Below are 11,768 nucleotides of genomic sequence, written 5' to 3' on the forward strand. Positions count from 1 at the left end.
CGCACCCTCACCCCTCACCCGCCCCGTACCGTCATCAGCCGCCGCCCGTCCGCCGTCCGTACCTCGAACCGGTCGATCTCCCGCGGGCGCAGCGCCGCGCCGCCCCATGTGACCGTCGGCCCGCCGCCGGACCAGGTCATGACGGTCTCCTCCGACCCGTCCCGCCCCACGGCGACCAGCACGCACACTCCGGCCGCCGCCGACTTCGACAGTTCCAGCGCGACATCCGTGCCCCAGCCCTTCTCGGCCGCCGTCACGACGGCCGCCGTCCCGGTCCTGCGGTCCGTCGCCGTCCACCGCTCCGCGGTCGGCACCGTCGGGGAGCCGCCGCCCCGCTGGGCGTCGACGATCGCGAAGGGGCCGCCGACCGCGATCACCACCGCCGCCGCGACCAGGGCGAGACGCCGTCTGCGGCTCACTCTTCGCCGGGCGGCGGTCCCTTCGAGCATCCGGTGCAGCAGCTCCGGCCCGGCCGACACGAAGGGCGCCACCCGCGTGGGGGTCCGCCGGGTGTACTCGTCGAGCTGACCGCGCACCCCGTCGAAATCGCTCAACAGCAGTGCGCAGTGCGGGCAGTCCATGAGATGGTCCTCGAAGCGGAACGCCTCGGCCGTGTCGAGCACGCCGAGTGCGTAGGCGCCGACGTCACGATGGATCTCCGGTGTCCGCATGCCTCCTGATACGGAGCGCGACGGCGAATCACTCAACCCGCTTCCTTCTCCCGCTCCGGTACGCGCGGCTTTCTCCTCGTCCGAGCCGGACCCAGCACGCTCCCGAGCCCTTAAACTTCCGGGTCATGCTGCGTGTACTGGCCGTGGACGACGAAGCGCCCGCCCTCGAAGAGCTGCTGTACCTCCTGCGTGCCGACCCGCGGATCCGTAGCGCCGAGGGCGCCACGAGCGCGACCGAGGCGCTGCGCCGGATCGGGGCGGCCCTCGACGCCGGTCCCGACGACCCGGCCGCCGTCGACGTCGTCTTCCTCGACATCCATATGGCGGGGCTGACGGGGCTCGACGTCGCCAAGCTGCTGGCCGGTTTCGCCGAACCGCCGCTGATCGTCTTCGTCACCGCCCACGAGGGCTTCGCCGTGCAGGCGTTCGACCTCAAGGCCGTCGACTACGTGCTCAAGCCCGTCCGCAGGGAGCGGCTGGCCGAGGCCGTGCGCCGCGTCGCCGAACTGGTGGGGGAGCGCGGCCCCGTCGTGGACACCTCCACCGACCAGATCCCCGTCGAACTCGGCGGCGTGACCCGCTTCGTCCCCGTCGCCGACATCGTCTACGCCGAGGCCCAGGGCGACTACGCCAGACTGCACACCGACACCGGCAGCCATCTGGTGCGTATTCCGCTCACCACCCTGGAGGAGCGCTGGCGCTCCCGGGGTTTCGTACGGATCCACCGCCGCCATCTCGTCGCCGTCGCCCGGATCGACGAACTACGTCTCGACGCGGGCGCCATGAGCGTGCGCGTCGGCGACGCCGAACTGGCCGTCAGCAGACGGCACGCCAGGGCCGTACGCGATCTGCTGATGCGGCTGCCCGGCCGCTGACCAGGCTGTTCACCGGAGCGGGGGCGGTGTGCGGGGGCTTCCCACCGCCTTGACGGTCTGCCTACACTCCGGCCCTGGCACCGCGACCACGCACGACGCACCACGCACCACGCATGAGGCATGAAGGGGGAGGAGAGGCCATGACCGCCGACGCCACCCCCAAGCGCGAGGTCGTCACCGGCGAACCCCGCCGCGTACGCCCCCTGCCCCGCTATCGCGCCCAGTCCGAGATCGATGAGCAGACCGCGCTCGGCGACGCCTACGTCCGCTCGCTCATGCGCGGCCAACTCCGCGCCGGACTCACCGCGTTCGCCCTCCTCGCCGCCGTCGTCGGCACCCTGCCGCTCGCCTTCGCCGCGCTGCGCGACACCACCGTCGTCTGGGTGGTGCTCGGCGTCGGCGCCTATCCGCTGCTGACCCTGCTGGCCTGGTGGTACGTACGGCGCGCGGAGCGCAACGAGCGGGACTTCGCCCGGCTCGTGAAGGGCCGGCCGCTGCCGTGACGCCGCAGTGAGCCAGAGTTACACGGTGACGGCGGTCGCCGTCGTCGTGATCGCCACGATCCTCGTCGGCGGCTTCGGCCTGCGGATATCCCGCACCACCTCCGACTTCTACGTGGCCTCCCGCACCGTGCGGCCCGGCCTCAACGCCGCCGCGATCAGCGGCGAGTACCTCTCCGCCGCCTCCTTCCTCGGCATCGCCGGACTGCTCCTGCTGCACGGCCCCGACATGCTCTGGTACCCGGTCGGCTACACCGCCGGCTATCTGGTGCTGCTGATCTTCGTCGCCGCCCCGCTGCGCCGCTCCGGCGCGTACACCCTCCCCGACTTCGCGGAGGGCCGTCTGGAGTCGCGCCCCGCGCGGCGCGTGGTCAGCGCGCTGGTCGTCGGCGCCGGCTGGCTCTATCTGGTGCCTCAACTCCAGGGCGCGGGACTGACGTTGGAGATCCTGACCGGGGCGCCGAACTGGTTCGGTGCCGTCCTCGTCGCCGTCGTCGTCGTGGTCGCCGTGGCGGCGGGCGGCATGCGCAGCATCACCTTCGTGCAGGCCTTCCAGTACTGGCTCAAACTCACCGCCCTGCTCGTCCCCGCGATCTTCCTGCTGCTCGCCTGGCAGGGCGACGGACGGCCCGCGATCGACTTCGACCCCACCGAGATGTCGAGCCGCGCCGACCATCCGCTGTACGCGACGTACGGACTGATCGTCGCCACCTTCCTCGGCACCATGGGCCTGCCGCACGTCGTGGTCCGCTTCTACACCAGCCCCAACGGCCGGGCGGCCCGCCGGACCACCCTGGGCGTGCTCGTCCTGATCGGCGGCTTCTATCTGCTGCCACCGGTCTACGGCGCCCTCGGGCGGGTGTACGCGCCCGCCCAGGCCCTCGGTACGGACGCCGACGCCGCCGTGCTGCTGCTGCCCGATCTGGTGATCGGGGGCACGGCGGGTGATCTGCTCGGCGCGCTCGTCGCGGGCGGCGCCTTCGCCGCGTTCCTGTCCACCGCGTCCGGACTGACCATGGCCGTCGCCGGGGTGCTCACCCAGGACGTGCTCCCCTCGCGCGGCGTACGGCACTTCCGGCTGGCCACGCTGCTCGCGATCCTCGTACCGCTCGGCGGTTCCCTGCTGGTCAGCGGCATGCCGGTGGCCGACGCCGTCGCGATGGCCTTCGCCGTCTCCGCCTCGTCGTTCTGCCCGCTGCTGGTGCTCGGCATCTGGTGGCGGCGGCTCACCCCGCCCGGCGCCATCGCCGGACTGCTGCTCGGCGGCGGCTCGGCGCTGGTGGCCATCGGGATCACCGTCAGCGGCGCCGTGCGGTCCGGCTGGCCGCACGCGCTGCTCGCCTGGCCCGCCGTCTGGTCGGTGCCCGTCGGATTCCTCGCCATGATCCTGGTGTCGCTGGCCACCCGCTCGCGGATACCGCCCGGGACCAAGGCGGCCATGACCCGTTTCCATCTCCCGGAGGCGCTGACGCCCCGTGCCAGAGGAGGTCCCCGATGAGCGGCGCGGCCCTCGCGGTCCTGCTCGTGCTCGGCGCGCTGCTGTTCGCCGGGGGTTTTCTGCTGGGCCGCCGCGGCGGACACGGACGCCCCGACCGGACCAGCGACGTCGGTACGCCCGTCGAGCACGCCACCTTCGAGACCCTGCACACCGCGTCGCTCGCCGCGCCGCCGCTGCGCGCCGGACTCACCGAGGAGAGCGCGGGCAAGGCCGCCCGCCGGCTCCGCTCGCTGCTCGGCACGGACGCGCTCTGCCTCACCGACCGGGACCGGGTGCTCGCCTGGGACGGCCTCGGCGAGCACCACGGCAAGCATGTGATGGACCATGTGCGGGCCATGCTCGCCAGTGGCCGCGACACGGCGTTCGCGAGCGGGTGCGGCGATCTGGACTGCCCGCTGCGCTGGGGCGTGGCCGTGCCGCTGACCGTCGACCACCGGGTGCTCGGCACGCTCGTCGCGTACGCCCCCCGGGAGTCCGCCGTCCTCGCGCGCGCCGCCGGCGAGGTCGCGCGGTGGGTCTCCGTACAGCTCGAACTCGCCGAACTCGACCGCTCCCGCACCCAGTTGATCGAGGCGGAGATCAGGGCGCTGCGCGCGCAGATCTCGCCGCACTTCATCTTCAACTCACTGGCCGCCATCGCCTCGTTCGTGCGTACGGATCCCGAGCGGGCCCGCGAACTGCTGCTGGAATTCGCCGACTTCACCCGCTACTCGTTCCGCAGGCACGGCGACTTCACCACCCTCGCCGACGAACTGCACTCCATCGACCAGTACTTGGCGCTGGTGCGGGCCCGGTTCGGCGACCGGCTGTCGGTCACCCTCCAGGTCGCGCCCGAGGTACTGCCGGTCGCGATGCCGTTCCTCTGTCTCCAGCCGCTCGTCGAGAACGCCGTCAAGCACGGTCTTGAGGGCAAGATCACGATGAGTCACATCACCATCAGCGCGCTCGACGCCGGTTCGGAGGCGGAGGTGGTGATCGAGGACGACGGGGTGGGGATGGACCCGGAGCGGCTGCGTCAGATCCTGCGCGGGGAGGGCGGGCTGTCCACGGGCATCGGACTGCTCAACGTGGACGAGCGGCTGCGCCAGGTGTACGGGGACGACTACGGGCTCGTCATCGAGACGGGGGTGGGGGCGGGGATGCGGATCACCGTACGGATTCCGAAGTACCGCGCGGGCGTGCACGGCACCTGAGCCCGCACCGGCTCGGAACTCGGATCAGAAGCTGTCAGAACAGGGCGATCGCGAGATGCCCCAGCGGCAGCCCGAGCTGCCACGCCGGGGTCCACACCTGCGGCCCCTCCTCCTCGTTCACCTCGCACCCCTCGGCGTCGCCCGTCGGGGGCTCGCCGCCCGGCGCGCCCACCGCGTCGAGATCCGGGGCCAGCAGTTCGGTCTCCTCCAGCCACCGCCAGGCGTCCAGGGCCAGTTCCAGATCCGGGTCGGGCCGCGCCGTGCCGGACCGTTCCGCCTGGCAGGCGCGGGTCTCCAGCAGGTCGAGCTGGTGACAGACCCATTCACGCCAACCGGTGCCGTACGCGGTCAGCGTCCGCCACTCGGCCATCCGCGCCACACCGCCGGAGCCGCCGACCGGCCCGTCGGACAGGAAGATGGTCAGGGCGAGGGCGTCGCGACCCGCCCGGTACTCAAGTGTGGTGGGCGGCATGAGGTCGCCGGTGCGCAGGAGTTCGTCGGCGACGTACTCCGCGTACATCCATGCCATGGGGACGAGCAGGCCGCCACCACCGCCTTCGTCATGACGTTCCGGACACATTGTTTTCCGCCTTCCTTTCTCTCCGGGGACGCTGCTTCACCGAGCATTGAACCGGCGGCCGGTGCCCAGCGTGGCCAGAAGAGCAGGATCCGACAGCGGACCGGAGGCGATTGTGACGGGTGAGGCGGGCGGTGACCGACATGTGCGGTCGCAGCTCGGTGCGTACGCTCTGGGAGCTCTCACGCCCGAGGAGGACCGGCTGATCGCCGGGCACCTGGAGGGCTGCGCGAACTGCGCCGCCGCCTATGCGGAGGTGGCCGATGGCGCGGCGCTCCTCGCGCTCGTCGACGAGGAGGACCTGTGATAGCCGGGCAGGGAGCGGCCGAGGGCCCGCAGCGCGTAATAGGAGCGGGACTTGACGGTGCCGGCCGGGATACCGAGCACCTGCGCGGCCTCGACCACGCTCAGCCCCTTGAAGTAGATCTGCGCGAGTACGGCGCGGTGTTCGGGGCTCAGCGACTTCACCGCCGCGCGCACGTCGAGCGCGGCGACGGAGCGTTCCGTCGGGTCGCCGGGCTCCGGGGTCGCTTCGAGTACGCCGTCGCTGACCTCGCTGGGGCGGGCGAGACGTGAGCGGCGGGCGTCGATCGCCAGCCGGCGGCCCACCGTGAAGAGCCAGGGGCGCATGGACTCGTAGGGGCCTTCGAACGCCTCGGGGTGCTGCCAGGCACGCACGAGCGTCTCCTGGACCAGGTCCTCGGCGCGCTGCCGGTCGCCGTAGGTGAGACCGAGCAGGAAGTGCAGGAGTGCCGGGCCGTGGTCGCGCTGCAACTCCGTCAGCGCCCGCTCGTCGGTCGTCGCCGTGGCCGTGGCGGTGGTCATCGTGAACGTCCCTTCTCGCGGAGGTCGCCGGCGTCGGCGCCGCTGCCGTTGGCGTATCGGAACGCATCCGGTGCGTCCGGGGACAGACGGCTCACAAGGGTCTGCGACGAGCGGTCGCTCCGCGCGGCGAGTGGTGCGGTGAACGGTCGGCCGGTCCCTTTCGTCCATTTCAGGTACTTGGCCGCGTTCGGAGCATTAGTCACACTAATATGAAGAATGTATGCGTTGACCGTTTGGTCGCCTTCCTCGTCCCTGAAGGAGCCTGACCGATGACGACGCGCATGCGACACGGAGCGGTGGCCGCGGCGGCCCTGCTGCTCGGCACGGCGGCGGGGTGCGCCGGACCGGGCACGGCCGCCCCGTCCCTCGACCGGCCCGCCGGCAGCGCCGCCGGAACCGGCCCTTCGGCCGCCGGCGGCGCCACGCCGCAGCGCGGGTTCACCCTCGTCGCCTCCGGAGACGTCCTGCCGCACGACTCCGTCATCAGCCGCGCCAACGTCGACGCCGGCGGCGCGGGCCACGACTTCGTACCGATGCTCTCCGGGGTGAAGCCCGTCGTCTCGGCCGCCGATGTGGCGATCTGTCACATGGAGACGGTGTACGGCCCCGACGGCGGGCCCTTCACCGGCTACCCGTCGTTCTCGTCACCGCCCCAGATCGCCGGCGCCCTCAAGGCGACCGGCTACGACTCCTGCTCCACCGCGTCGAACCACACCCTCGACGCCGGGGCCGACGGCATCAGCCGCACGCTCGGCGCCCTCGACAGGGCGGGCGTCAAGCACGCCGGCTCGGCGCGCTCGGCCGAGGAGGACACCCGCCCCGCGCTGCTCGACGCCGGCGGCGCGAAGGTGGCCCAACTGGCGTACACCTACGACACCAACGGCAAACCGCTGCCCGACGGACAGCCCTGGGCCGTCGACCTCATCGACGAGGAGAAGATCCTCGCCGACTCACGGGCCGCCCGTGCGGCGGGCGCCGATGTCGTCGTCGTGAGCATGCACTGGGGTACGGAGTGGGAGACGGCGCCCGACGAAGCGCAACTGCGCCTCGGCGAACGGCTCACCGCGTCCACCACCGACGGCCGCCCCGACATCGACCTGATCATCGGCACCCACGTCCACGCCCCGCAGGCGTACGAGAAGGTCAACGGCACCTGGATCATCTACGGCATGGGCGACCAGATCGCCGGAGAGATGATCAACAACGCCGGACAGGCCGACCCGCGCGGCACCCAGGGCACGATCGGCCGGTTCACCTTCGCGCCGCCCGCCGCCGAGGGCGGGCGCTGGCCCGTCACGAAGGCGGAGTTCATCCCGCAGACCATGGACAACAGTGTCGGACGAGTGATCAATCTGTCGCAGGCGCTGGAGGACGACCCGTCGAGGGACGACTACCGGGCCACCCGGTCCGCGATCGAGGCCGCGGTCCTCGGCCGCGGCGCCGCCAAGGACGGCCTCACGATGGGCCGTTGAGCCCCCTGGCCGGTGACGGGAGTGCTACGGGACGACCGTCACCGGCCAGCGGCCCGCCTTGACCAGCCGTACCGCCACGGAACCGATGAACCGGTGCCCCGCCGACTCCGACGCGCCCACCACCACGGCGTCCGCCTTGAGGTCGTCGGCGGCCGTGACCAGCCCGTTGTACGGATCGCCGCGCAGGGTGTGGAACTCCCAGCGGATGTCCCAGATGCCGCGGACCTGCTCCGCGCTGGTACGGATCTGCTCCGCGAGATCCTCGGCGATCTCCCCGGTCGTGTCGGCGACCGGGGCGCCGAGCGCGGCCCCCGACGACATCAGTGGCTGGACATAGACGATGGCGAGCAGGGCGTTCTGCCGCCGGGCGAGACCACCGGCGTACGCCGCCGCGCGGAGGGACGACTCGGAGCCGTCCACACCGGCGACGATCACCTTGGGGCCGTCGGTTCCGCGTTCGAAGGGGGAGGGCTGCTGATCCGTCACGGCAGCGAGGCTATCGGCTTCCGGGAGGCTCCCTTCCAGGGGTCCGCCCGACAGCGGTTTCGAACGGTTCCGGCCAGGCGCGAATTGTCGGACTGAGCCCGGGGCGCGACGTATGGGCGTCGGTGTGGAGGGCGACCTCACCGGGCCGGGGGACGCCGGCCGGGGCCGGGCGGACGGGTCGCTGCCACGGAAGCTCATCGGCTCATCCCATCGGGTGCTTTCCCCGCCGTCGGCGGTGTCGGTGAGGGACAGGACGCACCGGCCGTGCGAGCCATTGGCCATGGAAGCCTTCAAAAAGGACCAGATGATTCCGGGGCGCCGGGCCGTGCTGCGTATCGCCGCGGTCCTCGGAGCCGTCGGGCTGACCCGGCTGCTGACCGCGGGCGACGCCCAGACCCCGGGCCGCCCGGCGGGCGGGCGTCCGCAGGCGGGTGCCCCGGCGGGTGGTGCCCCTGCGGCCTTGCCGCACCGGCCGTCGGCCTACAGGCTGAGCCCCATGACGGAGTTTCAGCCGCCGGACCGACGGCCCGCCAGGCTTCCCGTACGTGAGGAGCCCTTCCTGGAGATGCCCGACCTGGGCCACTCGATGGTGCTCACCTTCGACGACGGGCCCGACCCGCACTACACCCCCGGCATCCTGGAGACGCTGCGCGCCCACGACGTACGGGCGATGTTCTTCGTCTGCGGCGAGATGGCCACGGGCCGGCGGGACCTGCTGCGCGAGATGGCCGACGACGGGCACATCGTGGGCAACCACACCTGGTCGCACCCGGAGTTGCCGAAGCTGGGGCCGGCCCGGATCCGTGAGGAGATGGAACGCACCAGCGAGGTGATCGAGCGGACGCTGGGGCGTCCGCCGATCTGGTTCCGCGCCCCGTACGGCTCCTGGAACCGGCACACCTTCGAGATCGGCGCCGACCTCGGTATGGAGCCGCTCGCCTGGACCGTCGACACCCTCGACTGGAAGTCACCGGGCACCGGGCGGATCGTCCGCACGGTGCTCGACGGGGCGGCCCCGGGGGTCGTGGTGCTGTCGCACGACGCGGGCGGCGACCGGTCCCAGAGCGTCGCCGCGCTCCGGGACTATCTGCCCCGGCTGCTGGAGGAGGGGTACGGCATCACCGTACCGAGACCCTGACGGCGGCCGTGGGTGGGACGCGACGAGCGCCGTCCCACCCCGCCCCGCGGGGCTCCGTACGGGGATCGGCGCCCGCTCAGCGGGTCTCGACCAGCCGGGCGAAGACCACGACGTTGCCGTCGTAGCCGCCCGCCTTCGAGTAGCCGCCGCCACAGGTGATCACACGCAGTTCGGAGTGGCCGGTGTCGCCGTACACCCGCGCGCCGGGGAAGTCGTTCTTGGAGAAGACCTCGACGCCGTAGATCTCGAACACCGCCACCCGCTCGTCGAAACGGGTCACCTCGATGTGCTCGCCCTTGCTCAGCGAGCCGAGGCCGTAGAAGACCGCGGGGCCCGCCTGGTTGTCGACATGGCCCACGACGACGGCGGTGCCGCGCTGGCCGGGGGCGACGCCGTTCTGGTACCAGCCCGCCATGTTGGCGTCCTGGGGAGGCGGAGCGGCGATCCAGCCCTCCGGGTCGAGCCCCACGTCCATCACCGGCGCGTCGACCTTGATCGCCGGGATCGTCACACGGGACATGGGGGCGTACGGCAGCGGCTTCACGATGGGGACGTTCTCCGGCTCGGTCACCGCTTCCTGCCGGGTGTCCAGCGCCGCCGCCGAGGCCGGCTGGGGTGGTCCGAGGGAGACGTCGGCCCCGTTCCGCATCAGTGCGAGACCAGAGAGCATGACAAGAGCCAGAACGCCCCAGGGCGAGCGTCTCCTCGACTCCGAGCCGCCGTGGTCCAGGCCCATGGTTCTCCCTTCGTGGGCGCCTGGTACGCACGCTAAGCGCGGTCGTCCGGGTCGGCGAGAACTGGAGGGCGAATGGGTGGTGCGGCCGTCCGCGCCACGCCAACTGCCCCATTCGAGTAGTCGTCATATAAAACCTCTGACAGTCCGTGACCTGCGGGTCCGTCAGATCCGGGCGCGTTCTGTCGGCGTGTCGCCTCACCGGGGTGGACCAGTGCCGAAATGCGTCGAATGCACTGGCCGGTGATGGTTCGTCATGGAGGGCGTACTCGTCGAATTTCCCGGAGCACCGCTTTGGGGCGTCTTCCGCTGGAGGCTCAACGATGCGTGCTTCACGCGCTCTCATGGTGACTGCCGCGGCCTGCGCCGCCGTGGCGCTCTCCGCCCCGCTGGCCGGGGCCACCAACGGTCCGACCAACATCACCGTCAACCCGTTCGCCGTGCACCAGGGCGGCACGCTGCACATCAAGGTCGAGGGCTGTGGCCACGGCGGTCACGTCACGTCCAACGCCTTCCCCAAGGCGCAGCTGTCGGTGAACTCCTCGGGTCACTCGGAGGCCAGGGCCCGTATCCACAACCACGCCACGCCGGGCGACTACAACCTGTCCGTCAAGTGCAACGACAACAGCCGCATCGCGACCCACCGCTTCCGCGTGCTGGCCGGCCAGGGCGCGGAGGGTGGCCTCGGTGGCTCCATCGGCCCCAGCTCGACCGAGATGGCGGTCGGCGGCGGTCTGGTCGCCACGGCCGCGGTCGGCGGCACGTTCTTCATCGCCCGCCGCCGTCGGATGAGCGACTCGCTCGTCTGACCCGCGGGACCTCCTCCTTACGGAGAACGCCCGTCGCCCCAAGTCCCGAACAGGACTTGGGGCGACGGGCGTTGAGACGTACGGCGCGGCGGGCGGTGATCGCCGGTCAGTGCTGGCGGTTCGCCGAGCGACGGCGTACGACCAGTACGGTGCCGAGGGCCGCCGCGGCCACCAGGCCGGTGCCGACCGCGAGCTCCGTGCTGTTCATGCCGATGAAGCTGCCGCCGAGGCCGCCCTTGACACCGCCGGGAGGCGCGATGGCCGTGGAGCTGGAGGTCGGTGTACGCGTGGCGGACGGGCTCGCCGTGCGGGTCGGGGTGGGGGTCGACGTCCGCGTGGGCGTCGGGGCGGGGGTGCCGCCGGCGATGGTGAGGTCGGTGGTGCCCTCCTGGCCGTTGCAGGTGAAGGTCACCTCGTACATCGCGCCGGGCTTGGCGTCCCAGAAGATGGAGGCACGCGCCGATCCCCCGGAGGGGATGACGGTGTCGTCGAACACCCCGGACTCGGCGGTGGCGGTGCTGCTGCAACCGGTGACCGTGAGGGTCACCTGGCCGCCGGCCGCGATCACCGAGGGGGTGACGGCGAAACCGAACGGTGTGACAGGGGCCGCCGCCGTGGCCATGGCCACGGCAGGCGTAGTCAGTGCGAGTGCGACCGCTCCCAGCAGAGCGGCGGACGCGGCACGTATCGCGCGCATGGACAATCCTCCGGGTCTCCGAGGGGCAGTGCGGAACTGATTTCCGCAGATGGCGGGAAATGCACCTCGATACCCGGCACGCTAGGAGCGCCTTACCACAGCCGCGATCCCAGTCGGGCGAACGGGTTGTCATGTCACCCGACTGGCCCGCCCGTGTTCCCGGTCGCCGGGCGGGGCGGGGGGGGGGGGGGGGCGGGGGGCCGGGGGGGGGGTGAAAACCAAAACGGGGGGGTTTCGGGTTTGGTGGGGCCGGATTGGAAAGGGGGGGGCCGGGGCCGGCGGAGCCCGCCCGAG

At 71.9% G+C, this 11,768-nt stretch carries 14 protein-coding genes; 8 read left to right on the plus strand and 6 right to left on the minus strand.

Translation table 11 applies throughout. The annotated features are described in order from the left end of the window. Nucleotides 1-14: 14 nt before the first annotated feature. Nucleotides 15-671, minus strand: a complete 657-nt coding sequence (locus ACFYNU_RS20545; RefSeq protein ID WP_356592455.1) for a zf-HC2 domain-containing protein — start codon at nt 669-671, stop codon at nt 15-17. Between the two features lie 125 nt (nt 672-796). On the opposite strand from ACFYNU_RS20545, the gene ACFYNU_RS20550 reads away from it, so the two are divergent. From ACFYNU_RS20550 to ACFYNU_RS20565, 4 genes are all read left to right on the plus strand, one after another. After that, nucleotides 797-1,546 carry a LytTR family DNA-binding domain-containing protein gene (locus ACFYNU_RS20550; RefSeq protein ID WP_329074422.1) on the plus strand — a complete coding sequence of 250 codons (750 nt, stop codon included), beginning with the start codon at nt 797-799 and terminating at the stop codon, nt 1,544-1,546. A gap of 140 nt (nt 1,547-1,686) precedes the next feature. Further along, the gene (locus ACFYNU_RS20555) at nt 1,687-2,049 is read left to right on the plus strand and encodes a hypothetical protein (RefSeq protein WP_356592453.1); all 363 of its coding nucleotides are present in this window, start codon (nt 1,687-1,689) and stop codon (nt 2,047-2,049) included. 7 nt (nt 2,050-2,056) lie between these two features. Then, nucleotides 2,057-3,544, plus strand: a complete 1,488-nt coding sequence (locus ACFYNU_RS20560) for a cation acetate symporter (RefSeq protein ID WP_356592451.1) — start codon at nt 2,057-2,059, stop codon at nt 3,542-3,544. Next, entirely contained in the window at nt 3,541-4,737 is a 1,197-nt protein-coding gene (locus ACFYNU_RS20565; protein WP_356592449.1) for a histidine kinase, read from the plus strand. The genes ACFYNU_RS20560 and ACFYNU_RS20565 overlap by 4 nt, the downstream gene beginning before the upstream one ends. A 34-nt stretch (nt 4,738-4,771) precedes the next feature. Here the strand turns inward: ACFYNU_RS20565 and ACFYNU_RS20570 are convergent, their stop codons facing one another. Then, nucleotides 4,772-5,317 (minus strand): hypothetical protein, encoded by a 546-nt coding sequence (locus tag ACFYNU_RS20570; protein ID WP_356592447.1) that lies wholly within the window; start codon nt 5,315-5,317, stop codon nt 4,772-4,774. 70 nt (nt 5,318-5,387) lie between these two features. On the opposite strand from ACFYNU_RS20570, the gene ACFYNU_RS20575 reads away from it, so the two are divergent. Beyond that, nucleotides 5,388-5,621 (plus strand): zf-HC2 domain-containing protein, encoded by a 234-nt coding sequence (locus ACFYNU_RS20575; protein ID WP_388766931.1) that lies wholly within the window; start codon nt 5,388-5,390, stop codon nt 5,619-5,621. On the opposite strand, the gene ACFYNU_RS20580 is transcribed toward ACFYNU_RS20575, so the two are convergent. Further along, entirely contained in the window at nt 5,561-6,139 is a 579-nt protein-coding gene (locus ACFYNU_RS20580; RefSeq protein WP_356592443.1) for a sigma-70 family RNA polymerase sigma factor, read from the minus strand. The genes ACFYNU_RS20575 and ACFYNU_RS20580 overlap by 61 nt on opposite strands. 269 nt (nt 6,140-6,408) lie before the next feature. Between ACFYNU_RS20580 and ACFYNU_RS20585 the strand changes: the two genes are divergently transcribed. Continuing rightward, nucleotides 6,409-7,611 (plus strand): CapA family protein, encoded by a 1,203-nt coding sequence (locus ACFYNU_RS20585; protein WP_356592441.1) that lies wholly within the window; start codon nt 6,409-6,411, stop codon nt 7,609-7,611. Between the two features lie 24 nt (nt 7,612-7,635). Here ACFYNU_RS20585 and ACFYNU_RS20590 read toward each other — a convergent pair whose 3' ends face one another. After that, a complete protein-coding gene (locus tag ACFYNU_RS20590) occupies nt 7,636-8,097 on the minus strand; it encodes a universal stress protein (protein ID WP_023537051.1) in 462 nt (153 codons plus the stop codon). 280 nt (nt 8,098-8,377) lie between these two features. On the opposite strand from ACFYNU_RS20590, the gene ACFYNU_RS20595 reads away from it, so the two are divergent. Continuing rightward, nucleotides 8,378-9,235, plus strand: a complete 858-nt coding sequence (locus tag ACFYNU_RS20595) for a polysaccharide deacetylase family protein (protein WP_356592439.1) — start codon at nt 8,378-8,380, stop codon at nt 9,233-9,235. 76 nt (nt 9,236-9,311) lie between these two features. On the opposite strand, the gene ACFYNU_RS20600 is transcribed toward ACFYNU_RS20595, so the two are convergent. Beyond that, entirely contained in the window at nt 9,312-9,971 is a 660-nt protein-coding gene (locus ACFYNU_RS20600; protein ID WP_356592437.1) for a class F sortase, read from the minus strand. 320 nt (nt 9,972-10,291) lie between these two features. Between ACFYNU_RS20600 and ACFYNU_RS20605 the strand changes: the two genes are divergently transcribed. Next, nucleotides 10,292-10,777 carry a hypothetical protein gene (locus ACFYNU_RS20605; RefSeq protein WP_356592435.1) on the plus strand — a complete coding sequence of 162 codons (486 nt, stop codon included), beginning with the start codon at nt 10,292-10,294 and terminating at the stop codon, nt 10,775-10,777. A 106-nt stretch (nt 10,778-10,883) separates the two neighbouring features. On the opposite strand, the gene ACFYNU_RS20610 is transcribed toward ACFYNU_RS20605, so the two are convergent. Then, on the minus strand, nt 10,884-11,474 hold the full coding sequence (locus ACFYNU_RS20610) for a hypothetical protein (RefSeq protein ID WP_356592433.1): 591 nt from the start codon (nt 11,472-11,474) through the stop codon (nt 10,884-10,886). Nucleotides 11,475-11,768 lie beyond the last annotated feature (294 nt).

The organism is Streptomyces sp. NPDC006643 (assembly GCF_042870175.1).
Classification (GTDB): domain Bacteria; phylum Actinomycetota; class Actinomycetes; order Streptomycetales; family Streptomycetaceae; genus Streptomyces.

Bases quoted from the DNA above. Each gene is read 5' to 3' on its own strand.
- ACFYNU_RS20595 (WP_356592439.1), top strand. From the start codon at position 8,378: ATGGAAGCCTTCAAAAAGGACCAGATGATTCCGGGGCGCCGGGCCGTG.
- ACFYNU_RS20555 (WP_356592453.1), top strand. From the start codon at position 1,687: ATGACCGCCGACGCCACCCCCAAGCGCGAGGTCGTCACCGGCGAACCC.
- ACFYNU_RS20605 (WP_356592435.1), top strand. From the start codon at position 10,292: ATGCGTGCTTCACGCGCTCTCATGGTGACTGCCGCGGCCTGCGCCGCC.
- ACFYNU_RS20600 (WP_356592437.1), bottom strand. From the start codon at position 9,971: ATGGGCCTGGACCACGGCGGCTCGGAGTCGAGGAGACGCTCGCCCTGG.
- ACFYNU_RS20585 (WP_356592441.1), top strand. From the start codon at position 6,409: ATGACGACGCGCATGCGACACGGAGCGGTGGCCGCGGCGGCCCTGCTG.
- ACFYNU_RS20545 (WP_356592455.1), bottom strand. From the start codon at position 671: ATGCGGACACCGGAGATCCATCGTGACGTCGGCGCCTACGCACTCGGC.
- ACFYNU_RS20610 (WP_356592433.1), bottom strand. From the start codon at position 11,474: ATGCGCGCGATACGTGCCGCGTCCGCCGCTCTGCTGGGAGCGGTCGCA.
- ACFYNU_RS20550 (WP_329074422.1), top strand. From the start codon at position 797: ATGCTGCGTGTACTGGCCGTGGACGACGAAGCGCCCGCCCTCGAAGAG.
- ACFYNU_RS20565 (WP_356592449.1), top strand. From the start codon at position 3,541: ATGAGCGGCGCGGCCCTCGCGGTCCTGCTCGTGCTCGGCGCGCTGCTG.
- ACFYNU_RS20570 (WP_356592447.1), bottom strand. From the start codon at position 5,317: ATGTGTCCGGAACGTCATGACGAAGGCGGTGGTGGCGGCCTGCTCGTC.
- ACFYNU_RS20580 (WP_356592443.1), bottom strand. From the start codon at position 6,139: ATGACCACCGCCACGGCCACGGCGACGACCGACGAGCGGGCGCTGACG.